This is a genomic window from Sphingopyxis sp. (genome assembly GCF_035565275.1).
In the GTDB taxonomy this organism is placed as follows: Bacteria; Pseudomonadota; Alphaproteobacteria; order Sphingomonadales; family Sphingomonadaceae; genus Sphingopyxis.
The window spans coordinates 1-23,534 of record NZ_DATMST010000189.1; the positions used below are offsets into that span (position 1 = coordinate 1).

Genomic DNA, 23,534 nt, shown 5'->3' on the forward strand with positions numbered 1-23,534 from the left:
CTTTTACAAGAGCGTGCAGGCGGCCGTGGACAGGGAAGCAGGGCGCTAAAAGCCCCGCGATCAGTCGACGGCCGTGGCCGTTGCGCGCTGGGCCAGCCAGACCGCCGCAAGCGGGACGGCGACGCCCAGCGCCATGATCCACCACGTGTCGGCGAGGGTGACGGCGCGATAAAGCGCTGCGCCGATGACGGCACCCGCGACGATCCAGCCCGCGCCGGTGCCCGCCGAAACGCGCATGGCCAGCCACCCGCCGGCAAAAGTGCCGATGAACCAGCCGATTAGGAGCGCGATGGTCGACGCCACGGGAATCAGGACTTCGCCGGTGTTCGGGTCATAGACGTCGGGCGAAAATTCGCTGCCGGCATATTGCGCGAGCCAGATCAGCCCGAACGCCACAACGATGCCGATCACGGCGGCGATCGCCGATCGCAATATATTCCTGGTCATTCCCACGCCCTCGCAAACCCGTCTTGTAGGTACGTATTAGCGCAGGAAAGCAAAGATGGCGTTAAGCTTTTTCCATGACCTTGGGCAGGGCATGAAAGGCGGTGCTGTCGAAGCCTTCGACCATCAGTTTCGCAACATATTCGCCGACCGCGACCGGATCCTTGATGCTCTGCGGATCCTCGCCGGGATAGGCGCGCGCGCGCATCTGCGTCCGCGTGCCGCCGGGATCGAGGATCGCGGTGCGCACGGTCGAAATGTTGCGCATTTCGGCGCCATAGCTGATGACGAGCGTTTCGAACGCGGCCTTTGACGCGGCGTAGGCACCCCAATAGGCGCGCGGTTCGCGCGCAACGCCGCTCGACAGTGCGATCAGGCGGCCGTTGGCGGCACGGCGCAGCAGCGGATCGAAATTGGCGATCAGTGCCTGCTGCGCGATCAGGTTCAGCGTCAGCAGCTTGTTGAATTCCTTGCCGTCGATCGCTGCGACGGGGGTCAGCGTGCCGAGCATCGCGGCGTTGAGCACGAGCATGTCGAGCTGCTGCCAGCGTTCCGCAACCGCGCTTGCGAGGCGCGCGATACTGTCGCCGTCGGTCAGGTCGAGCGGCGCGATCGTCGCGCTGCCGCCGGCTTCGTGGATGCGGTCTTCGAGTTCCTCGAGCCCGCCCGCGGTGCGCGCGGTGATCACGACATGCGCGCCGCGCGCGGCGAGCGATTCTGCGATGGCTTCGCCGATCCCGCGGCTCGCCCCGGTGACGAGCGCGACCTGGCCCGTCAGTTCCTTAGACGTCTCATTCATTGTGTCAGACAACCCGTTCGGCAAGCAGCGAAAATTGATCTTCCAGTCCATGCTCGTCGAAATCGGTCAGCGTGGTCGGATAATCGCCGGTAAAGCAGGCGTCGCAATATTTCGGGGCGTCGTTGCTGCGCTCTGCTTCGCCCAGCGCGCGATACAGGCCGTCGATCGAGATGAAGGACAGGCTGTCGGCGTTGATGAAATTCGCCATCTGGCCGACGCTCATCTGCGCCGCGAGCAATTTCGCGCGTTCGGGCGTGTCGACACCATAGAAGCAGCTGTGCTGCGTCGGCGGGCTCGCGATGCGCATATGCACCTCGGTCGCGCCGGCGTCGCGCATCATCTGCACGATCTTGAGGCTGGTCGTGCCGCGCACGATCGAATCGTCGATCAGCACGATGCGCTTGCCCGCGATCAGCGCGCGGTTGGCATTATGCTTCAGCTTGACGCCCAGATGGCGGACCTTGTCGCCCGGCTGGATGAAGGTGCGCCCGACATAGTGCGAGCGGATGATGCCGAGTTCGAACGGGATGCCCGATTCCTGCGCATAACCGATCGCCGCAGGAGTGCCCGAATCGGGAACCGGGATGACGAGGTCGGCATCGACCGGGTTTTCGCGGGCCAGTTCGGCGCCGATCGCCTTGCGTACCGAATAGACGCTGGTGCCATCGACGATCGAATCGGGACGCGAGAAATAGACATATTCGAAAATGCACGGCCGAGCGGCGTGATCGGCGAAGGGTCGGTGCGAGGTGAGCTGGCCGTCGCGGACGATCACGAGTTCGCCGGGCTCGACCGAACGCACGAATTCGGCGCCGACGACGTCGAGCGCCACCGTTTCCGACGCCAGAATATGCGCCTCGCCGAGCTTGCCGATGACGAGCGGGCGGATACCGAGCGGGTCGCGGCAGCCGATCATGCCCTCTGCCGTCAGGCAGATCAGCGAATAGGCGCCTTCAACCTGCTTCAGCGCGTCGATGAAGCGGTCGAGCAGCGAACGGTAGTTCGAGGTCGCGACGAGGTGGATGATGACCTCGGTATCGCTGGTCGACTGAAAGATCGAACCGCGACGGACGAGCACCTTGCGCAGCGCGGCAGCGTTCGAGATGTTGCCGTTATGCGCGACCGCAAAGCCGCCGGTCGCAAGATCGGCGAACAGGGGCTGGACGTTGCGCAGTGCAGTTTCGCCGGTCGTCGAATAGCGAACATGGCCAACCGACGATCCGCCCTGCAACTGGCGCATGATGTCGTCGCGGTCGAAATTGCCCGCGACATGGCCCATCGCGCGGTGGGTGTGGAAATCCTTGCCGTCGAAGGCGGTGATGCCCGCGGCTTCCTGTCCACGGTGCTGCAGGGCGTGGAGGCCCAGCGCGACTACCGCAGCGGCGCTATCGGCGCCATGAATACCAAATACGCCGCACTCCTCGCGGAGCTTGTCGTCGTCGAAAGGATGGGTCGTCAGCATGTCATTCCAGGGGCAGTTGCCAGAGGCAGGGGGGCAGTGACTGCGGCGCATATAGGGACGGCAATCGCAAATGTCGCCCCCCTAATCATGATATTGTCATATGGGGCGCGATGCACGGGGTGACAGCGGCTCTGCTCCTGCTCTAAGGCCCTGTTTATGGATGATCAGCGCGACACGACCGACCGGTTTCTTCCCCGTTTCGACGCCGCCGGGCTGGTGACGGCGATCGTCACCGATGCCGATACGCACATATTGCTGATGGTCGCGCATATGAACGCCGAAGCGATCGCGAAGACTCGCGAAACCGGGCAGGCTCATTTCTGGTCGCGCTCGCGCCAGGCGCTGTGGCGCAAGGGCGAGACGTCGGGCAACGGGCTGGCTCTGGTCGAAATGCGGGTCGATTGCGATCAGGACGCGCTGCTGTTGCGGGTCAGGCCCGCGGGACCCGCATGTCACACCGGGCGCCGCTCATGCTTCTACCGCCGCGTCGAGGCCGATGGCCGCCTGAACTTTCTGGCGGACGATGCGCAGGGCTAGCGCTGCGCTGGCTTTGGTGACGTTGCTGCTGGCGGCATGCGGACGCCCCGCGCCCGAAGAAAACACCAAGGCGATCGACGCGAGCAACCCGCTTGAAATTGCGGCGCGGGAGCGCGGGGTGGTGCGGCCCGAGGCAGCAACGCCGGTCGGCGTTTTCGAACGCACGCACGATCTGGGCCGCGATGCGATGTGCGTGGTCCCTGATGGTGCGGGTCAATGGCGCTTCGCCCTTACCGCGTCCTTCGGGACCGGGCTGTCCTGCGCGGCCGCCGGAACGATGGTGCGCGAGGACGACGGCTGGCGGATGCGTTTCGCCGGCACGGAGGGCTGCGACGCGCTGGTACACGAGGACGAGGACGAGTTGCGATTGCCCGGCAACCTGCCGCCACAGTGCGATCGTCTGTGCCCCGCGCGCGCCTCGCTTTCGGGCCTCCGTCTGCCGCGCGCGAGCTGGTCGGTCGCCGATGCGGGGGGCTTGCGGATGATCGACCGGCACGGCAATATGGGGCGTCCCTGCGGCGGCTGACCTGCCGCCTCGGCGCCCCGTCCGGCGCTATTGACGTTCACGTCAACGGAAACTAGTTTCATTGTCATGACCGAACCCTACGGCCACGCCCATATCGACACGCCCGATCACCTTGGGCGCGAACAGTTCAGCATCACCGACTTGTCGACCGAGTTCGGGGTCACCGCCCGCGCGCTTCGCTTCTATGAGGACGAAGGGCTGATCAGCCCGTCGCGCAAGGGTCTGTCGCGCATCTATTCGAAACGCGACCGCGCGCGGCTCGCGTGGATCCTTCGGGCGAAGCGCACGGGGTTCAGCCTCGCCGACATTCGCGAGATGATCGACCTTTACGACGTCGGCGATGGCCGCAAGCTGCAGCGTCAGGTGACGATCGAGAAATGCGAACAACGCATATCCTTGCTGCAACGCCAGCGTGACGATATTGACAGCGCTGTAGATGAGCTGTCACGTTTCATCGATATGGTGAAAAAGGTCGACGCTGGCCAGAAGGTCGACTGAGCCTCTCCCCAGGCAAGTTCGCTGCCAACCTGCTTTTCAGAAGGATACCCCATGCCCGTCTACCGCGCTCCCGTGCAAGACACGCTGTTCCTCCTCAACGATGTGCTCGGGATCGAGCGCTATGCGAATCTGCCGGGTTTTGCGAACGCAACGCCCGACATGGTCGAGGCGGTGCTGACCGAAGCGGGCAAATTCTGCGAGGAAGTGCTGTTCCCGATCAACCAGTCGGGCGATCTTGAAGGCTGCACGCGGCACGACGACGGCAGCGTCACGACCCCCAAGGGGTTCAAGGAAGCGTATAGGGCCTATTCGGAAGCCGGCTGGGGCCTGCTGACCGCGCCCGAGGAATTTGGCGGACAGGGACTGCCGCACGTTATCGGTTTTCCGGTGGAGGAATATCGCAACGCCGCCAATCAGGCTTTCGCCATGTACCCGGGCCTGACGCAGGGAGCGACCGCCGCGATCCTCGTCAAGGGGTCGGAGGAGCAGAAAGCGACCTATGTCCCCAGAATGATTGCCGGCGAATGGGGCGGGACGATGAACCTGACCGAGCCGCATTGCGGCACCGATCTGGGCCTGATCCGCACCCGCGCCGTACCGAACGCCGACGGCAGTTACGCGGTCACCGGGACCAAGATTTTCATCTCGTCGGGCGAGCATGACCTGACCGATAATATCATTCACCTCGTCCTCGCGAAGACCCCCGATGCGCCCGACAGCGTCAAGGGCATCTCGCTGTTCATCGTGCCCAAGTTCCTTGTCAATGAAGATGGATCGCTCGGCGAGCGCAACACGCTGTCGTGCGGGTCGATCGAGCACAAGATGGGTATCCACGCCAATTCGACCTGTGTGATGAACTATGATGGCGCCAAGGGCTGGATGGTCGGCGAGGAGAACAAGGGTCTCGCCGCAATGTTCGTCATGATGAATGCCGCGCGCCTCGGCGTCGGCATCCAGGGATTGGGGCAGGCCGACGTCGCGTATCAGAACGCCGTCCAGTACGCGCAGGATCGCCGTCAGGGCCGCGCGCTTACGGGACCGAAGGATCCGCAGGAAAAGGCCGATCCCTTGTTCGTCCACCCCGACGTCCGCCGCATGCTGATGGATGGCAAGGCGACGGTCGAGGGGCTGCGCGCGCTCTGCACATGGGGGGCGCTGCAGGTCGATCTTGCGCATGTCGCCGAGAGTGAGGAAGAGCGTCAGCGCGCCGACGATCTCGTCAGCCTGCTCACGCCTGTCATCAAGGGTTTTGGCACCGACAAGGGCTATGACGTCGCGACCAACGCGCAGCAGGTGTTCGGTGGTCACGGCTACATCGAAGAGCAGGGCATGTCGCAGTACGTCCGCGACGCCCGCATCACGATGATCTACGAAGGCGCGAACGGCGTTCAGGCGATGGACCTCGTCGGCCGCAAACTCGCCCAGAATGGCGGCCGCGCGATCCAGGCTTTCTTTGCGATCGTCGACGAGGAATGTGGCCGCGCCAAGGGTAACGAGGCGCTGGCGGATTTCGCAACGCGGCTCGAAAAGGCGAATGGCGAGCTCAAGGCTGCGACAATGTGGTTCATGCAGAACGGCATGGCCAACCCGAACAATGTCGGCGCCGGCGCGCATCACTATATGCACATACTCGGGATCGTCGCCCTGGGTTCGATGTGGCTGATGATGGCCGAGGCCGCGCAGAAGGCGCTGGCCGAAGGACGGGGCAACAAGGCCTTCCTCGAAGCCAAGCTCGTCACCGCGCGCTATTTCGCCGAACGCTTCCTGCCCGATGCGGGATCGCTCCGCCGCAAGATCGAGGCGGGCAGCGAGGCGATGATGGCGCTGACGCCCGAACAGTTCGTCGCCGCCTGATATGCTCCATTGCAACCATTGCCGCCGCTGTGCGTGTCGGCGGCAATGAGCAAGGGGGACCTCCAGCCGATCATTGTCGAAGGCCGCAATTGCTGGCGGATCGAACGCGCTGACAAGGCACGGATGATCGTCGACGCGGCGGATTATTATGCGTTGCTCGAACGGTTGATGGCCGACGCGAAACAGCGGATTTTGCTCATCGGCTGGGATTTCGATCCGCGGATCGCCTTGAAACCCGACGAGGATGGCAAGGGCCAGTCGCTGGGCAATTATATGCTGCAACTCGCGAAAAATTGCCCCGATCGCGACATCGACATTCTCCGCTGGAATTTCGGCGCGCTCAAGCAGTTCTTCGTTCCGGACATCCTGTCGATGGTCGTGCGCTGGAAGCTCACGCGATCGATCAGCTTTCGCCTCGACAGCGCGCATCCGGCGGGATGCAGCCACCATCAGAAGGTCGCGGTATTCGACGATCATCTCGCCGTGTGCGGCGGGATTGATGTCAGTTCGCGGCGCTGGGATACGCGCGGGCATCAAGACGAGGATCCGCATCGAACCGCGCCGAACGGCAAACCCTATATGCCGTGGCATGACAGCACGATGATCCTCGCCGGGCCGGTGGGCGCCGCGCTTGCTGAACTGGGCAAGGAACGCTGGCATCGCGCGACCAAGCAGGAATTGAGCGATCTTGACGGCGAGGGCGAGAACTGGCCGAGCGATCTCGAATCCGATTTCGAAGGCGTCGACGTCGCGATCTCGCGAACGCGTGCCGAATATGAGGGTTGCAAGGAAATCCGCGAGATCGAGCAGCTTTATCTCGACATGATCGCGGCCGCGGACCGCTTCATCTATTTCGAGAATCAATATTTCACCTGTGGCAAGATCGCTGCGGCGATCGCCGAGCGGCTGAACGGGGATGATCCGCCCGAATTCGTGATGGTGATGCCCAGGACCGCCGACGGCTGGCTCGAACAGATGGCGATGGACGCGGCGCGCGTGCAGTTGGTGCGCGAGATCGCCAAGGCGAAGCATGGCGACCGGTTAAAGGTCTATCATCCGCACACGAAGCGCGGCGAGCCGATCTATGTTCACGCGAAGACCGCGATCGTCGATGACCGTATGATCCGCGTGGGCTCGGCCAATATGAACAACCGTTCGATGGGGCTGGACAGCGAATGTGACGTGACGATCGACGCCGCACTACCCGCGAACAAGGGTGTCGAACCGGTGATCGCGCGCCTCCGCACGTCGCTGATCGCCGAACATCTCGACGTGGCGGAGGAAGAGGTCGTCGCGACATTCAGGCGGACCGGTTCGTTGATCGAAACGATCGAGGCGCTGCGCGGCAAAGGCCGCTCGCTCGAACTGCTCGACCTCGTTCCGCCCGGCCCGATGGATGAATTCATCGCCGAGAATGAACTTCTCGATCCGACCAGCCCCGACGCGATGTTCGAAAGCCTGACCGAACGGGGCCTGAAGAAGAGCTGGCATCGCGGCCGCAACTGGATGCGCCGGCACCGGCCGTTCGGACGAAAGCCCTAGTCGGCCAGCGACAGGATATGCCGTGCCTGCTTGAGGTGCGGGGCGTCGACCATCTTGCCGTCAACCTGAAGCACCCCTGCGCCGGGGTTTGCGGCGAAGGCGTCAACGATCGCCTGCGCGCGCGCGGCTTCCTCGGCCGAAGGGGTGAAGGCGGCGTTGATCGGCGCGACCTGCGACGGGTGGATCGCCATCATCCCCGTAAAGCCGTCGCGCCTTGCACGGGCGGCATAGGCGGCAAGGCCCGCTTCGTCCCTGATTGCCGGGAATACCGTATCGATTGCGGCGGCTCCCGCCGCATGGGCGGCGAACAAGGTCATCGCGCGCGCGACTTCATAGGGTGAAGTATAGCTGCCGTCGGTTTCGCGGCTCGTTGTGGCGCCGATCGCAGCTGGCAAATCCTCCGCGCCCCACGTCAGCCCCAGCAGGCGCTCCTTCGTTTCGCGATAGCTGCCAAGCGTGAAGATCGCGGTGGGCGTTTCGGTCGCGATCGGCAGGATCGGCGGCAGCGACGCGTCGCGCGCCGACTCGCTGCGCAATATCGTGTCGAGCTGTGCGATGCTCGGTGCACCTTCCGCCTTGGGCAGCATGATCGCGTCGGGACGCGCTGCGGCGATCGCGGCGACGTCTGCGGCGGTCAGATGCCCGTCGAGGGGATTGACGCGCACGAGTGTCACGACTTCGCGCGCTCCCGCGAGATAGTCGGCGATCGCATGGCGCGCCGCATCCTTGTTCGCGAGCGACACCGAGTCTTCAAGGTCGAGAATGATCGCATCGGCGCCCGACGCCGCGGCTTTGGCAAAACGCTCCGGCCGGTCGCCGGGGACAAAAAGGAGGGAACGAAGTCTCATTAGCTGGCCTTCCGCTGGACAAGCGCAGAACGCTCGCACTGGCAGACAAGTTCATCGCGCTGGTTGATCGCGCGGTGGAGGAAAGTGACGATCCCGGCATTGGGCCGCGATTTCGACTCTTTCAGCCCGATGACCTCGCTCTCGGCGCGCAGCGTGTCGCCGATGAACACCGGCCTGGGCATCACGAGCTTGTCATAGCCAAGATTCGCGACGAGCGTGCCGAGTGTCGTGTCGCCGACCGACAGCCCGACCATCAGGCTGAAGGTGAAAGTCCCGTTGACGAGAATCTGGCCGAACTCCGACGCCTTCGCCGCCTCGATGTCGAGATGTAGCGGCTGTGGATTGTGCGTCATCACCGTGAACAGCAGGTTGTCGGTCTCGGTGACGGTGCGGCGAATGTCGTGGGTCAGCGTCTCGCCGATCTGCCATTCGTCGAAATATTTGCCGGCCATTATGCGTCTTCCTTCCCGATCCGCGCGAGCAGCGCCTCGACCTGTACCTGCGCGCCCGTGGTCGCGTTGAGTTCGGCCACCACGCCGTCGAACGGCGCGGTCAGACTGTGCTCCATCTTCATCGCCTCGAGCGTCAACAGCTTCTGCCCCTTCGTCACCCTGTCGCCCGCGGCGACCTCGACGGCAATGACCTTGCCGGGCATCGGGGAGAGGATCGCGCCGTCGCCGCCGCCGGTGCCGCCCGCGGCACGCCATGGTGCAAGTTGCCACACCGAGCCGCCCTCGGCGACGAGCATCGCGGGGGCAGGCTCTTCGGCGCCGGGGCCGTGCAGTTCGACCTCGACACGCTTGCCGTCGAGCAGGAAGGGCGCGCTGCGTACATCGGGCGCGTTGAGGCGAAACCCTGCCTGCAGCGAGCGCGGTACCATCGCCATCGCGGCGTTGGTCAGCGCCTGCGCCGTGGGCACCGGCTCCACGGTCATCGCATCGCCATCGCGGCCGATCAGCCCGGTATCGACGGTCCCCGCGACGAAATCGGGATGGTCGAGCGCATTGATCAGAAAGGCCGAATTGGTCTTCACCGGCCAGATCGCGCTGTCCCCCAGCATCTCGGACAAGAGCTCGCGCGCTTCGTCGCGATCTTCGCCCCACGCGATGACCTTCGCAATCATCGGATCATAAAAGGGCGAAACCTCGGCGCCCTCGTAGACGCCGGTGTCGACGCGGCCGATCTGCTCGGGAAGCTGGAACAGTTCGAGCATGCCGATCGAGGGCAGGAAACCTTTGGCGGGATCTTCGGCGTAAAGCCGCGCTTCCATCGCCCAGCCGTTGATCGCCAGTTCGTCCTGCCGGAGCGGGATCGGTTCGCCCGACGCGACGCGCAGCTGCCATTCGACGAGGTCGACCCCGGTGATCTCTTCGGTCACCGGATGCTCGACCTGCAGCCGCGTGTTCATTTCCATGAACCAGATGCGGTCGGCGCGGAGGCCGTCCGAGGCGTCGGCGATGAACTCGATCGTTCCCGCGCCGACATAGTCGACTGCCTTCGCGGCGCGCACCGCGGCGGCGCAAAGCTCGGACCGCGTCGCTTCGTCCATGCCGGGAGCAGGGGCCTCCTCGATCACCTTCTGGTGACGGCGCTGCAGCGAGCAGTCGCGCTCGAACAGGTGGACGACATTGCCGTGCGTGTCGCCGAACACCTGCACCTCGATGTGGCGCGGGGTCAGGATATATTTCTCGATCAGCACATGATCGTTGCCGAACGACGCCGCGGCCTCGCGCTGGCACGAGGCCAGCGCGTCGAGGAAATCGGCCGCTGCATCGACCTTGCGCATTCCCTTGCCGCCGCCGCCGGCGACCGCCTTGATGAGGACCGGGTAGCCGATCTGCGCGGCCTGTTCGGCGAGATGGGCGGGATCCTGATTTTCGCCCATATAGCCCGGCGTTACCGGGACCCCGGCATCGGCCATCAGTTTCTTTGCGGCGTCCTTCAGTCCCATTGCGGTGATCGATGAAGGTTTCGGCCCGACCCATACGAGACCGGCGTCCGAGACGGCTTGCGCGAACTCCGCATTCTCGGAGAGGAAGCCATAGCCCGGATGGATCGCCTCGGCGCCGGTAGCCTTCGCCGCGGCGATGATCTTCTCGCCGATAAGGTAGCTTTCACGCGCCGGCGACGGTCCGATATGCACGGCCTCGTCGGCCTCGCGCACATGCAGCGCTTTGGCGTCGGCGTCCGAATAGACAGCAACGGTTCTTATGCCCATCTCGCGTGCGGTACGGATGATGCGGCAGGCGATTTCGCCGCGATTGGCGATGAGGAGGGATTGGATCATGATTCCAGCCGGAGGTTGATCGAGCCGTCGCCGCGATAGGCGATGGCGTCGAAGATGACAGTGAGAAGGCGGTCGAAGCGTTCGCCGATGGCAGTGCGCGAGCGGGCCGCATCGGTCCAGATGATGTCGATGGGACCGGATACGACCCCGACCATCAGGTCGAACAATGCGTCGAGATTGCCGCCATACCATTCGATGCCCGAGGCTTCGCGAAACGCGGTATGAAACAGCGTTTCGCTGTCGATGATGTTGCCGTCGAGAGTTACGGTCATCGTCACCGTCACATCCTGAACACGCCGAAGCCGCGGTCCTCGACCGGGGCGTTCAGCGTTGCGGAAAAAGCCAGCCCGAGCACGTCGCGCGTCTGCGCGGGGTCGATGATGCCATCGTCCCACAGGCGCGCGGTCGCGTGATAGGGGTTGCCTTCGTCCTCATATTTCTGACGGATCGGCGCCTTGAAGGCTTCGGCTTCGTCGGGCGTCCATTTGTCGGCGTCGCGGTGGACGGTTGCCAACACCGACGCCGCCTGCTCGCCGCCCATCACGCTGATCCGCGCATTGGGCCAGGTGAAGAGGAAGCGAGGGGAGTAAGCGCGCCCGCACATGCCGTAATTGCCTGCGCCGAAGCTGCCGCCGATCAGCACCGTGATCTTCGGCACCGTTGCCGTCGCGACCGCGGTCACCAGCTTGGCGCCATGTTTGGCGATGCCCTCGGCTTCATATTTGCCGCCGACCATGAAACCGCTGATATTCTGGAGGAAGAGCAGGGGAATGCGCCGCTGCTGCGCCAGCTCGATGAAATGCGCGCCCTTGACCGCGCTCTCGCTGAACAGCACGCCATTGTTCGCGAGGATCGCGACCGGAATACCCCAGATATGCGCGAAGCCGCAGACGAGCGTGCTGCCGTAATTCGCCTTGAACTCGTGAAATTCGCTGCCGTCGACGATGCGTGCGATGACTTCGTGTACGTCATAGGGTGCACGCACGTCGTCGGGGATGACGCCGTAAAGTTCCTCGCCGTCATATTTGGGCGGGCGCGGGGCCTTCAACGGAACCTCGAACCCTTTTTCCTCGCCCAGATGGCTGACGATGTCGCGCACGATCGTCAGCGCATGCTCGTCATTCTCGGCGAGATGGTCGACGACGCCCGATTTCCTGGCGTGCAAATCGCCGCCGCCGAGATCCTCGGCACTGATTTCCTCGCCCGTTGCGGCCTTCACCAGCGGCGGTCCTGCGAGGAAGATCGTGCCCTGACTGCGCACGATGACGGTTTCGTCCGACATCGCGGGAACATAGGCGCCCCCCGCGGTGCAGCTTCCCATCACGCACGCGATCTGCGGGATCCGCTTTGCCGACATGTTGGCCTGATTGAAGAAGATGCGCCCGAAATGGTCGCGGTCGGGAAAGACCTGATCCTGATGCGGCAGGTTCGCCCCGCCGCTGTCGACGAGATAGATGCACGGCAGGCGGTTCGCCTCGGCAATCTCCTGCGCGCGCAGATGCTTCTTCACCGTCATCGGATAATAGGTGCCGCCCTTTACCGTCGCGTCGTTGCACACGATCATGCACTGGCGGCCCGAAACCTGCCCGATGCCGCAGATCAGCCCCGCACCGGGGACCTCGCCGTCGTAAAGGTCGTTCGCGGCAAGCTGGCCGATCTCGAGGAAGGGCGCGCCCGGGTCGAGCAGCCGTTCGACGCGTTCGCGCGGCAGCAATTTGCCGCGGCTCGTATGCCGCTCGCGCGACTTTTCGTTGCCGCCGAGCGCCGCTTCGGCGACCCGCAAGCGCAGGCTGTCGTTCAGCGCGCGATTATGCGCGGTGCGGACGCGATACTCGTCGCTCTCCGCATTGATCATCGTGCCAAGAACCGGTGCGCTCACTGTACAATATCTCCCTGAAGTCGGTTCGGAACTAACCCGTCGCTCGTCGATTGAAAAGCGCAGCAGGCCGAAAATGGTTGGCGTTGAAACCAGTTTGTCACAGGCCTATGCCTCCCGCACACCTCTGCAGAAACAAGGTCGTTCCGATGAAAAAAGCTGTCTTCGCGATCCTCTTGTCCACCGCCGCGATCGTCGCCGGTCCCGTCGCCTGTTCGAAGGGCGACAAGGCCGAGGCGACCTACACCGTCGGCACCGAACTCGGCATCAGCAAGGCTGCAATGGATACGGCCGTGAAGCCCGGCGACGATTTCTACGCCTACGCCAACGGCAACTGGCAGAAGACGACCGAAATTCCCGCCGACCGTTCGTCGATCGGCGCCTTCTACATCGCGTTTCTCGAGACCGAGAAACGCACCCGCGAACTGGTCGACGCGATCGTCCGGAAGGGCGGCGAACCCGATAGCGACGAAGGCCGCATCGCCGCTTTCTACAAGGCGTACACCAACATTCAGGCGATCGATGCCGCCGGCGTGAAACCCGTCGAGGCCGACCTCGCGCGCTTCGCCGCGATCAGCGACAAGGTGGCATTGTCGAAGGTCCTTGGCGAACAGACCCGTGCCGACGTCGATCCGCTCAATGCGACCGATTTCGGGACCGAAAACCTGTTCGGCATTTTCGTGACGCAGGGACTTGCGACCCCGGGCGAGGTGATCCCCTATATGCTGCAGGGCGGTCTCGGCCTTCCCGAACGCGAATATTATCTGTCGGCCGATCCGAAGATGGCGACGATCCGCACCCAGTATCAGGCCTATATCGCCAAGCTGCTGACCGCGGCGGGGCAGAGCGATGCGGCCGCCAAGGCGAAGCGCATCTACGATCTCGAACTCAAGATTGCGCGTGCGCACGCCACCCGCGAACAGAGCGAGGATTTCACCAAGTCGGCCGACGTCTGGGCGAAGGCCGATTTTGCCAGCAAGGCCCCCGGTATCGACTGGGATGCCTGGTTCGCCGCAGCGAAGCTCGACAAGGCGGGCAAGTTCGGTGCGTACCACGCGGGCGCGATCACCAAGCTGTCGGCGCTCGTGGCGTCGGAACCGCTCGATGCGTGGAAGGACTGGCTCGCGTTCCACCAGATCAACAGCCATGCCGATGTGCTGCCGAGCGCGATCGATAATGCGCATTTTGCCTTTTACGGGACGACGCTTGCGGGCACACCGCAGCAGCGCAGCCGCGACAAGCGCGCGCTCGACGCGCTGAACACCGACCTCGGCGACGCGGTCGGCCGCGTCTATGCCGAGAAATATTTCCCGGCCTCCGCCAAAGCCGAAGTCGCCGACATGACCAAGGGTATCAAGGCGGCGTTTGCGAAACGGGTGAGCGCGATCGACTGGATGGCGCCCGAAACCAAGAAGGAAGCGATCAAGAAGGTCGAAACGATCGTCGTGGGCGTCGGCTATCCCGAAAGCTGGCGCGACTATGGCAGCTACAGCGTCAGCGCGACCAATGCCTATGCGAATGTTGTCGCGGGCGAGAGGGCCGAATATACCCACCAGCTCGCCAAGATCGGCAAGCCGATGGACAAGGCCGAATGGTGGATGACCCCCCAGACGGTCAATGCGGTCAATCTGCCGGTGCAGAATGCGCTGAACTTCCCTGCCGCGATCCTTCAGCCGCCCTTCTTCAACGCCAAGGCCGATCCGGCCTACAATTACGGCGCGATCGGTGCGGTGATCGGCCACGAGATCAGCCACAGCTTCGACAACAATGGCGCGGCATTCGATTCGACCGGCGCGCTCCGCAACTGGTGGACGGTCGCCGACCTCAAGAAGTTCGAGGAAGCCGGGACGGCGCTGGCGGCGCAGTACGACACATACAAGCCCTTCCCGGACCTCGCGGTGAACGGCAAGCTGACGCTCGGCGAGAATATCGCCGACGTCGCGGGTCTGCAGGCGGCCTATGACGCCTACCGCGCGTCGCTGAACGGCAAGGAGGCGCCGGTGATCGACGGCTTCACCGGCGACCAGCGCTTCTTTATCGCCTATTCGCAGACGTGGGCGACGAAGATGCGCGACGAGGCGCTGCGCGCGCGCGTCGCGACCGACGGCCACGCGCCGGGCAACTACCGCGCGCTGACCGTCCGCAACCTCGACGCCTGGTACAAGGCGTTCGACGTCAAGGAAGGCGACAAGCTCTACCTCGCGCCCGACAAGCGCGTCCGCGTCTGGGGCTGATGATCGGGAGGGACGGGGCACTTAATCGGTCCCGTCCCGGCCCGCCGGATCGCCCGGCTTTTCCTTCAGGATCAGGTAGCGATAGACCCCGACGCAGTTGATGCCGAGGAGGGCGATATTCTGCCAGCCGATGCCTTCGCTGTCGGGTTGCAGAAAACCCCAGCCGATCAGCGCGAGGCTGCTCGTCACGAAGACGACGAAGGCCCAGCCCGTCCAGCGCCGCCCGAGGTTGAGCGAGACGAGCAGCGCGGCGAGCGTCGCGGCACCTGCGCCATAATATTGCAGGACGTCGAGAAGCGTTTCGGTCATCGGCGATCGATCCGGTTGCTGACTTCGACGAGGTTGCCATCGGGATCGCGGAAATAGAGCGAGTCGATCGCTCCCGTCGCGCCGTCGCGGATTCCGCTGTCGATGATCTCGACGCCCTGTGTCGCAAGATGGGCGCGCCATTCGGCGACCGGTGTATCGCTCAGCAGACAGAAATTGCCGCTACCGGGCACGGTATCGCGCGCGATGTCGGGGCTTGAAGCGGCGTCTTGCACGCTGATCTTGTTCTCGCCGAACTGCAGCGAATATTTGCCGGGCCGCTCCTCGCGCACTGTCATGCCCAGCACGTCTCCGTAGAAGGCACAGGTCGCGGCCACGTCGCTTACGCACAGCACAATATGATCGAAGCCCGCGACGCGGAACGGCGATACGCTCATGCTGCACCCAGCAGCGCGAAAACGCCCGAAGCGGTCAGGAAGGGCCAGCCGATATGCCGTCCGCGCGTATAGATCGCGTCGAACAGTCCGGTCGCGGTCCACGCCGCGCCGATCAGCAGGATCAGCCCGCGCGGCGTGCCCGGCCAGACGACCGACGCCGCCGATACGAGCATCAGGAGGGAAAGCGCATGCCACGCCAGACGAAACACCTTGCGCGCGAGATCGATGCCCATCACGCCCTGATCAAGCGTCATCAGCGGCCGCATCAGCCGCCGCTCGCCCAAAATGCCGTGAACCACGGCCGTCGTCGCCATGAAGGCGACCGACAGCCAGAGCCAGATCACGCGCCGGCGCCGATCAGTTCGCGGCCGATCAGCATGCGGCGGATCTCGTTCGTCCCCGCGCCGATGTCGAGCAGCTTGGCGTCGCGCCAGTAGCGCTCGACCGGCCAGTCCTTGGTGTAACCCGCGCCGCCCAGCGCCTGGATCGCTTCGCCCGCGACCTTCACCGCATTCTCGCTCGCGAGCAGAATGCAGCCCGCCGCGTCGAAGCGCGTCGTCTGCCCTGCGTCGCATGCCTTGGCGACGTTATAGACATAGGAGCGCGCCGACTGGAGCATCACATACATGTCGGCGACCTTCGCCTGCATCAGCTGGAACGACCCGATCGGCTTGCCGAACTGCTTGCGCTCGCGAACATAGGGGATGACGGTATCGAGGCACGCCTGCATGATGCCGAGCTGAAGCCCGGCGAGCACGACGCGCTCGTAATCGAGCCCCGACATCAGCACGCCGACGCCGCCATTTTCGGGGCCCATGACCTGCTCTTCGCTCACTTCGCAATCGGTGAAAACCAGCTCGGCGGTCGGCGAGCCGCGCATCCCTACCTTGTCGATCTTCTGCCCGATGGCGAAGCCCGGCATGTCCTTTTCGATCAGGAAGGCGGTGATCCCGCGCGATCCGGCGTCGGGGCTCGTCTTTGCATAGACAACGAGCGTGTCGGCGCAGGTCGCGTTGGTGATCCAGAATTTCGTGCCGTTGAGGACGTAGCCGCCCTGAACCTTGTCTGCCTTCAGCTTCATCGACACGACGTCGCTGCCCGCGCCCGCTTCGGACATCGCAAGGCTGCCGACATGTTCGCCCGAGATGAGTTTGGGCAGATATTTCGCTTTCTGTGCGGCATTGCCCCAGCGGCGGATCTGGTTGACGCACAGGTTCGAATGCGCGCCATAGGAAAGGCCGATCGCGGCCGATGCGCGGCTTACTTCCTCGACCGCGATGACATGTTCGAGATAGCCAAGCCCGAGCCCGCCGAACTCTTCTTCGACGGTAATGCCGTGCAAGCCAAGCTCTCCCATCTGCGTCCACAGCTCATCGCGCGGAAACCAGTCCTGCGCGTCGGCTTTTGCGGCGAGCGGAGCGATCTGTTCGTCAGCGAAGCGGGCGGTGGTCTCACGGATCATGTCGGCGGTTTCGCCGAGCGCGAAATCGAAATCGGGGGTGGCGCGCATTGGGGACCTATCGGTTTAAGGGCAAGGCAGGAGCCGATAGTGCATCAAAATTTCACTATATGGAAATTGAAACGAGTGACAATTCAGCATAAGTAAAATTTATGATCAAGCGCGCGCATATCCGACAGTTCCTTGCCGTGGTCGACGCCGGCAGCTTCACGCAGGCGGCGCTGCGGATCCGCGTTACCCAGCCTGCCCTGTCGACCGGTATCGCCGAACTGGAAAAACTGGTCGGCGCGCCGCTGTTCATCCGCAATCGCCGTCAGATCCGGCTGACCGAGGCGGGCGGACGCTTTCTGCCGATCGCCCGCGATCTGGAGCGCGGCTTTCGGGCGGCCGACAGCTTCGGCCGCGAAAGCGACCGTCAGGCGAGCGAGCTCAAGCTCGGGATCATCCGCTCGGCACCCGCCGAACTGCTGCAGGCGATTGCAGCCGCGCTGCGTCCCAGCTTCGCTATCGAATTGACCGAGAGCAGCGATTCCGAGCTCCGCGCCGCGCTCGGCAGCGGGCGGATCAACATGGCGCTGGTTCCGCTGCGTGATGGCGAACGCGGCGAACATGTGATGCCGCTTTACGAAGAGCCGCTTGCGATGTTCATCGCATCGGACCATCCGCTCGCGGGCCGGATCGAGGTCGGTCCCGAGGAACTTGCCGCCGAAACGATGATTGCGCGCCGGTCGTGCGAATTCCTTGATGCGACCAGCCGCTTCTTCACCCGTCACGGCGTCCGCCCGCGCTTCGCGCTGCGCAGCGAGAGCGACGAGCGCTGCCTGCGCATGGTGGCAGCCGGGATCGGGATCACCACTGCGCCGGTCTCGCTTGCGATCGATGGCATCGTTCCATTGAAGGTCGCCGGCTATGATTTCCGCCGTGAACTGGGGCTGATCGTCGATCCGGCGTGGAGCGTGCTGCCCGAAATCGGGCCGCGGCTTGCGCACGCGCTGGAAACGATCGGCGCGATCGCGGCAGAGTGGCGGCAGGTGAAGGTTGATACGCCCGCGTGATCCGGCGGCTCACAAGTCTGGCTTGGCCCCTCGAAAGGCCATACAGTTTGCGCGCCGTCGAAGGGGGAGGCAATGGCGGGAGATGATCGATACGCTGACCCATCTCGACCGGCTCGAGGCCGAGAGCATTCATATCATGCGCGAAGTGATGGCCGACGCGGCGAAGCCCGTGATGCTGTACAGCGTGGGCAAGGACAGCGCGGTGATGCTGCATCTCGCGCGCAAGGCCTTCTATCCCTCGCCGCCGCCGTTTCCGCTGCTCCACGTCGACACGACGTGGAAATTCCAGGCGATGTACGAGTTGCGCGACCGAATGGCGGCCGAGAGCGGGATGGAGCTGATCGTCTACCAGAACCCCGAGGCGAAGGCTCGCGGGATCAACCCGTTCGACCACGGCCCGCTGCACACCGATATGTGGAAGACCGAAGGGTTGAAGCAGGCGCTCGACCTCCGCGGTTTCGATGTCGCCTTTGGCGGCGCGCGTCGCGACGAGGAAAAGAGCCGTGCGAAGGAGCGCATCTTCTCCTTCCGCACCGCGAGCCATGGCTGGGACCCGAAAAAGCAGCGCCCCGAACTCTGGAACCTCTACAATGCGAAGAAGGCAAAGGGCGAGAGCATCCGCGTCTTCCCGATCTCGAACTGGACCGAGCTCGACATCTGGCAGTATATCGCGCGTGAAAATATCCCGATCGTGCCGCTCTATTTCGCTGCGCCGCGGCCAACGGTCGAGCGCGACGGTCTGCTGTTGATGGTCGACGATGATCGCTTTCCCTTGCTTCCCGGCGAAACCCCGGTCGAACGCTCGGTGCGTTTCCGTACCTTGGGCTGCTACCCGCTCACCGGCGCGGTCGAAAGCGAAGCCAGAACGCTGTCCGAGGTCATTCAGGAGATGCTTCTTACGACAACCAGCGAGCGACAAGGCCGCATCATCGACAAGGACGGCGGTGACGCATCAATGGAGAAAAAGAAGCAGGAGGGGTATTTCTGATGCCCAATAATCCGGACACTCCTGTTTACGTCACCGACGCGCTGATCGCCGAGGATATCGACGCCTATCTCGAACAGCATCAGCAAAAATCGCTGCTCCGCTTCATCACCTGCGGCTCGGTCGACGACGGCAAGTCGACGCTGATCGGACGGCTGCTTTACGACAGCAAGATGATCTTCGAGGATCAGCTTGCCGCACTCGAGGCCGACAGCAAACGCGTCGGCACCCAAGGGCAGGAGATCGACTTCGCGCTGCTCGTGGACGGTCTCGCCGCCGAGCGCGAGCAGGGAATCACGATCGACGTCGCCTACCGCTTTTTCACGACCGAGAAGCGCAAGTTCATCGTCGCCGACACGCCCGGCCACGAACAGTACACGCGCAATATGGTCACCGGTGCCTCGACCGCCGACCTCGCCGTCATCCTGATCGACGCGCGCAAGGGCGTGCTGACCCAGACGCGCCGGCACAGCTTCCTCGCGCACCTGATCGGCATCAGGCACATCGTGCTAGCGGTGAACAAGATGGACCTTGTCGGCTATGACAAAGCGGTGTTCGACCGCATCACGCTGGCGTACCGCGCCTTCGCGAGCGAGATCGGCATCACCAACTTCACCGCGATTCCGATTTCGGGCTTCAAGGGTGACAATATCACCGCGCTCTCGGACAATACGCCTTGGTTCAAGGGGCCGGCGCTGATCGAGCATCTGGAAAATGTCGAGGTTGGCAGCGCCGCCGACGAAGCGAAGCCGTTCCGCTTGCCGGTGCAATGGGTCAATCGGCCGAACCTCGATTTCCGCGGCTTTTCGGGCCAGCTTGCGAGCGGCAGGGTCAAGCCGGGTGACGCCGTCCGCATCCTGCCCAGCGGCAAGACGACGACCGTCGATCGCATCGTAACCCTCGATGGCGACCTCGAGGAAGCCGTCGCCGGTCAGTCAGTGACGCTGACCCTCGCTGACGAAGTCGACTGCTCGCGCGGCGATGTGATTGCCGCCGCCGAGGCACCGCCCGAGGCGGCCGACCAGTTCGAGGCGACGCTCGTCTGGATGGCCGACGAGGCGATGATCGCGGGCCGCGCCTATTGGCTCAAGCTGGCCACGCAGAGCGTCTCGGCAACGATCCAGCAGCCCAAGTACGAGATCAACGTCAACACGCTCGACCATCTGGCGGCGAAGACCCTCGAATTGAACGGCATCGGCGTCGTCGAGCTATCGACCGACAAGCCGATCACCTTCGAGGCCTATGCCGACAACCGGACGCTCGGCGGCTTCATCCTGATCGACAAGCTCACCAATGCAACCGTCGCCGCGGGCATGCTGCACTTCAGCCTCCGCCGTGCGCAGAATGTCCATTGGCAGGCAACCGATATCGACCGCGACATGCGCGCAAACCTCAAGAACCAGCGGCCCGCGCTGCTCTGGTTCACCGGCCTGTCGGGATCGGGCAAATCGACGATCGCGAACCTGGTCGAAAAGAAGCTGCACCGGATGAACCGCCACAGCTTCCTGCTCGACGGCGACAATGTCCGCCACGGGCTCAACAAGGATCTGGGTTTCACCGAGGCCGACCGGATCGAGAATATCCGCCGCGTCGGCGAGGTTGCGAAGCTGATGAGCGATGCTGGCCTCATCGTCATCACCGCCTTCATTTCGCCGTTCAGGGCGGAACGCGAAATGGTGCGGTCGATGCTGCCGGAGGGCGAGTTCATCGAGGTGTTTATCGACACTCCGCTGGCCGAAGCCGAACGCCGCGACGTCAAGGGTCTCTACAAAAAGGCGCGCGCCGGTCAGCTCAAGAATTTCACCGGCATCGACAGCCCCTATGAGGCGCCCGAGAACCCCGAAATCCGGATAGACACGACCACTGTCTCGCCCGAAGAGGCGGCGGATCTGATCATCGACCGCTTGCTGGGATAGACATGACAACGGGGGAAACGGACGAGCAGCTTGCTGAACGGCTCGCAACCGCTGCGGGCATGATTTTGCTCGATCTTCAGGCATCGGGCGAGTTTGCGGGCAAGGCGTTGGGCCAAGCCGGCGACGCGCGGGCCAACGCGATGCTGATGGATGAATTGCGCACGGCGCGACCCGGTGACGCGATCCTTTCGGAAGAAGAGAAGGACAATGTCGTACGGTGCAGCCGCCGCCGGGCATGGATTGTCGATCCGCTCGACGGCACCCGCGAATATAGCGAGGGACGCATTGACTGGGCGGTGCATGTCGCGCTTGCGGTCGATGGCGTGCCGACGGTCGGGGCAGTGGCGTTGCCCGGATTGGGGCTGACGCTGGCCTCGGGAACACCAAAGCCGCTCGAGCCCGCGAACGTCCCGCCGAAGATGCTCGTGAGCCGGACCCGGCCTGCCGCCGAGGCGGTTTACGTCGCCGGGAAGATGGGGGCCGAACTGCTTGCCATGGGCTCGGCAGGTGCAAAGGCGATGGCGGTCGTGCGCGGCGAAGCCGACATCTATCTCCATACAGGGGGGCAATATGAGTGGGACAATTGCGCTCCGGCGGCGGTCGCTGCTGCGGCCGGGCTGCATGTCAGCCGGGCGGACGGGTCGCCGCTCATCTATAATTGCGCCGACCCTTATCTCCCCGACCTGCTGATCTGCCGGAAGGAACTTGCCGAAGAGGTACTGCGCTTCGCGGCGGAATATTCGCCCGCCTGACGGGCAGGGCATTGCCAGCGACGCTGCTGCACCCTAATCCGTTGCATCGAGAAACCGAACACGGGAGAAGCATGATGACTGACCTGCCTGAAACCAACCTGACCATGCTGACGCTCGTGAAGCCCGAAGGGCAGCTCGAGGTGTCGCTCGAACGTCGCGCGATGCCGACGCCGAAACCGCATGAGGTTCTGGTCAAAGTGCTCGCTTCGCCGATCAACCCTTCCGACCTCGGCCTGCTGTTCGGCGGCGCCGACATGTCGACCGCGCGTGCGTCGACGCGCGACGGCCTGCCGGTCATCACTGCCGACGTTCCGCCCGCCGGAATGCGCGCGATGAGCGGACGCATCGGTGATGCGCTCGCGATCGGCAACGAAGGCTGCGGCACCGTCGTTGCGGCAGGGGATTCGCCCGAGGCGCAGGCGCTGCTCGGCAAGACCGTCGCGCTGCTCGGCGGCGAGATGTATGCCGAATACCGCTGCCTGCCGGTGCAGATGGTGATGGCGCTGCCCGATGGCACCGATGCGGCCGACGGTGCATCCTGTTTCGTCAATCCGTTGACCAGCCTCGCGTTCACCGAGACGATGCGGATGGAGAACCACAGCGCGATCGTCCACACGGCCGCGGCATCGAACCTTGGCCAGATGCTGGTGAAAATCTGCGCAAAGGACGGCATTCCGCTCGTCAATATCGTTCGCAGCGATGCGCAGGTCGAAATCCTGAAGGGCATCGGCGCCCAATATATCGTCAACAGCAGCGCCGACGACTTCATGGAGCGGCTGGTCGACGCAATCGCCGAAACCGGCGCGACCCTGGGCTTTGATGCGACCGGTGGCGGCAAGCTTGCCGGCCAGATACTGACCGCTATGGAAGCTGCGGCGGTACGAAAGATGACGTCTTACAGCCGCTACGGTTCGGACACGTTCAAGCAGGTCTATATTTATGGCGCGCTCGACCTGTCGCCGACCAGTTTTTCGGCGCGCAGCTTTGGCCTGACCTGGGGGCTGGGCGGGTTCCTGCTCACCCCCTTCATGGCGAAAGCGGGCATGGAAGTCGTAGGCCGGATGCGGAAGCGGGTGGTCGACGAGCTCACGACCACCTTCAAGAGCCACTACAGCCACGAAGTCTCGCTGACCGACGCGCTGAACCTCGATACCGCGCAGGCGTACAACGCGAAGCGCACGGGCGAGAAATATCTGATCAAGCCGCACGGGTAACGCGGCGTCCGCTGACGACCGGAAGCTGACCTATCTTTCATCGTCACCCCGGACTTGATCCGGGGCCCATGACTTCAGCGCTGCCGTGGATCCCGGATCAAGTCCGGGATGACGAAGGTAGCTAGAGTAACGTCCGCTCCCCACCCCAAAGCAGACGCTGGCGCCCTATCGCTTCATGCACTGCCGCGCATCGTCGCGCTTGTATTCGCTGCAGTTCCACAGTGCTTTTTCAAACCCGGCCTTGTCGTCACGGAGGTAGGAAAAGCTCATCGCGGCGCGCTGCGTATCGCTCATCGCATCGCTGTCGGGTTTCAGCGTCGGATTCGTCCAACCCATGAATTTGCAATAAGGCTTGTCGCCGCACAGCCGCAATGCAGTCGTCACGAAGCTTTCGGGCGCCGCCGTGCGGTCGAGTTGGGTGTAGATGGTGTCGCGGCCCACGCTCTCGCCCGCACCCGCCACGACCCGCGCTTCGCCAACCGCGGCATTGGCGTCGACCGGCGCAGTCTCGATCGGCAGCCCGAGCGCGATCGCGTGCAGGG

General features: G+C 63.9%; 23 protein-coding genes and 1 pseudogene. 11 read left to right on the forward strand and 13 right to left on the reverse strand.

Annotated features, from left to right (window positions below; all coding sequences use genetic code 11):
- Window positions 1-60: 60 nt before the first annotated feature.
- The 3 genes from VN047_RS13425 to purF form a co-directional block, all read right to left on the reverse strand.
- Window positions 61-447: a hypothetical protein gene (locus tag VN047_RS13425; protein ID WP_325543465.1), complete on the reverse strand. Its 387-nt coding sequence runs from the start codon at window positions 445-447 to the stop codon at window positions 61-63.
- Between the two features lie 61 nt (window positions 448-508).
- Window positions 509-1,243, reverse strand: a complete 735-nt coding sequence (locus tag VN047_RS13430; RefSeq protein ID WP_325543467.1) for an SDR family NAD(P)-dependent oxidoreductase — start codon at window positions 1,241-1,243, stop codon at window positions 509-511.
- A 4-nt stretch (window positions 1,244-1,247) separates the two neighbouring features.
- Window positions 1,248-2,705, reverse strand: a complete 1,458-nt coding sequence (gene purF, locus VN047_RS13435) for an amidophosphoribosyltransferase (RefSeq protein WP_325543469.1) — start codon at window positions 2,703-2,705, stop codon at window positions 1,248-1,250.
- Between the two features lie 156 nt (window positions 2,706-2,861).
- On the opposite strand from purF, the gene hisI reads away from it, so the two are divergent.
- From hisI to VN047_RS13460, 5 genes are all read left to right on the forward strand, one after another.
- Window positions 2,862-3,242, forward strand: a complete 381-nt coding sequence (gene hisI / locus VN047_RS13440) for a phosphoribosyl-AMP cyclohydrolase (protein WP_325543471.1) — start codon at window positions 2,862-2,864, stop codon at window positions 3,240-3,242.
- A complete protein-coding gene (locus VN047_RS13445) occupies window positions 3,229-3,768 on the forward strand; it encodes a hypothetical protein (RefSeq protein ID WP_325543473.1) in 540 nt (179 codons plus the stop codon). The genes hisI and VN047_RS13445 overlap by 14 nt, the downstream gene beginning before the upstream one ends.
- Before the next feature lie 66 nt (window positions 3,769-3,834).
- Complete coding sequence (locus VN047_RS13450; RefSeq protein WP_325543474.1) at window positions 3,835-4,266, forward strand: MerR family DNA-binding transcriptional regulator; 432 nt, start codon at window positions 3,835-3,837, stop codon at window positions 4,264-4,266.
- A 51-nt stretch (window positions 4,267-4,317) separates the two neighbouring features.
- A complete protein-coding gene (locus tag VN047_RS13455; RefSeq protein ID WP_325543477.1) occupies window positions 4,318-6,120 on the forward strand; it encodes an acyl-CoA dehydrogenase C-terminal domain-containing protein in 1,803 nt (600 codons plus the stop codon).
- Between the two features lie 45 nt (window positions 6,121-6,165).
- A complete protein-coding gene (locus VN047_RS13460) occupies window positions 6,166-7,662 on the forward strand; it encodes a phospholipase D-like domain-containing protein (protein ID WP_325543479.1) in 1,497 nt (498 codons plus the stop codon).
- Here VN047_RS13460 and VN047_RS13465 read toward each other — a convergent pair.
- Genes VN047_RS13465 through VN047_RS13485 form a run of 5 tightly spaced genes read right to left on the reverse strand, consistent with a single transcriptional unit; the run spans window position 7,659 to window position 12,676 of the window.
- Window positions 7,659-8,510 carry a CoA ester lyase gene (locus VN047_RS13465; protein WP_325543481.1) on the reverse strand — a complete coding sequence of 284 codons (852 nt, stop codon included), beginning with the start codon at window positions 8,508-8,510 and terminating at the stop codon, window positions 7,659-7,661. The genes VN047_RS13460 and VN047_RS13465 overlap by 4 nt on opposite strands.
- Window positions 8,510-8,962 (reverse strand): MaoC family dehydratase, encoded by a 453-nt coding sequence (locus tag VN047_RS13470; RefSeq protein WP_325543482.1) that lies wholly within the window; start codon window positions 8,960-8,962, stop codon window positions 8,510-8,512. Before VN047_RS13470 ends, VN047_RS13465 begins: the two co-directional genes overlap by 1 nt.
- Entirely contained in the window at window positions 8,962-10,797 is a 1,836-nt protein-coding gene (locus tag VN047_RS13475) for an acetyl/propionyl/methylcrotonyl-CoA carboxylase subunit alpha (RefSeq protein ID WP_325543484.1), read from the reverse strand. The genes VN047_RS13470 and VN047_RS13475 overlap by 1 nt, the downstream gene beginning before the upstream one ends.
- Window positions 10,794-11,069, reverse strand: a complete 276-nt coding sequence (locus VN047_RS13480; RefSeq protein ID WP_325543508.1) for a barstar family protein — start codon at window positions 11,067-11,069, stop codon at window positions 10,794-10,796. Before VN047_RS13480 ends, VN047_RS13475 begins: the two co-directional genes overlap by 4 nt.
- 8 nt (window positions 11,070-11,077) lie before the next feature.
- Window positions 11,078-12,676 (reverse strand): carboxyl transferase domain-containing protein, encoded by a 1,599-nt coding sequence (locus VN047_RS13485; protein ID WP_325543486.1) that lies wholly within the window; start codon window positions 12,674-12,676, stop codon window positions 11,078-11,080.
- Window positions 12,677-12,822: 146 nt separating this feature from the next.
- Between VN047_RS13485 and VN047_RS13490 the strand changes: the two genes are divergently transcribed.
- Complete coding sequence (locus VN047_RS13490) at window positions 12,823-14,907, forward strand: M13 family metallopeptidase (protein ID WP_325543488.1); 2,085 nt, start codon at window positions 12,823-12,825, stop codon at window positions 14,905-14,907.
- A 21-nt stretch (window positions 14,908-14,928) separates the two neighbouring features.
- Here the strand turns inward: VN047_RS13490 and VN047_RS13495 are convergent, their stop codons facing one another.
- From VN047_RS13495 to VN047_RS13510, 4 genes are read right to left on the reverse strand one after another with little or no spacing between them, the layout of a single operon-like run.
- Window positions 14,929-15,216 (reverse strand): hypothetical protein, encoded by a 288-nt coding sequence (locus tag VN047_RS13495; RefSeq protein WP_325543490.1) that lies wholly within the window; start codon window positions 15,214-15,216, stop codon window positions 14,929-14,931.
- Window positions 15,213-15,611, reverse strand: a complete 399-nt coding sequence (locus VN047_RS13500) for a VOC family protein (protein ID WP_325543492.1) — start codon at window positions 15,609-15,611, stop codon at window positions 15,213-15,215. The genes VN047_RS13495 and VN047_RS13500 overlap by 4 nt, the downstream gene beginning before the upstream one ends.
- Window positions 15,608-15,955: a hypothetical protein gene (locus tag VN047_RS13505; RefSeq protein ID WP_325543494.1), complete on the reverse strand. Its 348-nt coding sequence runs from the start codon at window positions 15,953-15,955 to the stop codon at window positions 15,608-15,610. Before VN047_RS13505 ends, VN047_RS13500 begins: the two co-directional genes overlap by 4 nt.
- Window positions 15,952-17,121 (reverse strand): isovaleryl-CoA dehydrogenase, encoded by a 1,170-nt coding sequence (locus tag VN047_RS13510; RefSeq protein ID WP_325543496.1) that lies wholly within the window; start codon window positions 17,119-17,121, stop codon window positions 15,952-15,954. Before VN047_RS13510 ends, VN047_RS13505 begins: the two co-directional genes overlap by 4 nt.
- A 101-nt stretch (window positions 17,122-17,222) precedes the next feature.
- On the opposite strand from VN047_RS13510, the gene VN047_RS13515 reads away from it, so the two are divergent.
- The 5 genes from VN047_RS13515 to VN047_RS13535 all read left to right on the forward strand — a co-directional run bounded on the left by VN047_RS13515 (window position 17,223) and on the right by VN047_RS13535 (window position 22,992).
- Window positions 17,223-18,125 carry a LysR family transcriptional regulator gene (locus tag VN047_RS13515; protein WP_325543498.1) on the forward strand — a complete coding sequence of 301 codons (903 nt, stop codon included), beginning with the start codon at window positions 17,223-17,225 and terminating at the stop codon, window positions 18,123-18,125.
- A gap of 82 nt (window positions 18,126-18,207) precedes the next feature.
- Window positions 18,208-19,113 (forward strand): sulfate adenylyltransferase subunit CysD, encoded by a 906-nt coding sequence (gene cysD, locus VN047_RS13520; protein WP_325543500.1) that lies wholly within the window; start codon window positions 18,208-18,210, stop codon window positions 19,111-19,113.
- Window positions 19,113-21,026: a sulfate adenylyltransferase subunit CysN gene (gene cysN, locus VN047_RS13525; RefSeq protein WP_325543502.1), complete on the forward strand. Its 1,914-nt coding sequence runs from the start codon at window positions 19,113-19,115 to the stop codon at window positions 21,024-21,026. The genes cysD and cysN overlap by 1 nt, the downstream gene beginning before the upstream one ends.
- Before the next feature lie 2 nt (window positions 21,027-21,028).
- On the forward strand, window positions 21,029-21,778 hold the full coding sequence (locus VN047_RS13530) for a 3'(2'),5'-bisphosphate nucleotidase CysQ (RefSeq protein WP_325543504.1): 750 nt from the start codon (window positions 21,029-21,031) through the stop codon (window positions 21,776-21,778).
- A 74-nt stretch (window positions 21,779-21,852) separates the two neighbouring features.
- Complete coding sequence (locus VN047_RS13535) at window positions 21,853-22,992, forward strand: zinc-binding dehydrogenase (RefSeq protein ID WP_325543506.1); 1,140 nt, start codon at window positions 21,853-21,855, stop codon at window positions 22,990-22,992.
- Between the two features lie 165 nt (window positions 22,993-23,157).
- Here VN047_RS13535 and VN047_RS13540 read toward each other — a convergent pair.
- Window positions 23,158-23,534 (reverse strand): annotated as a pseudogene (locus tag VN047_RS13540) (cell wall hydrolase); the annotation flags it as partial.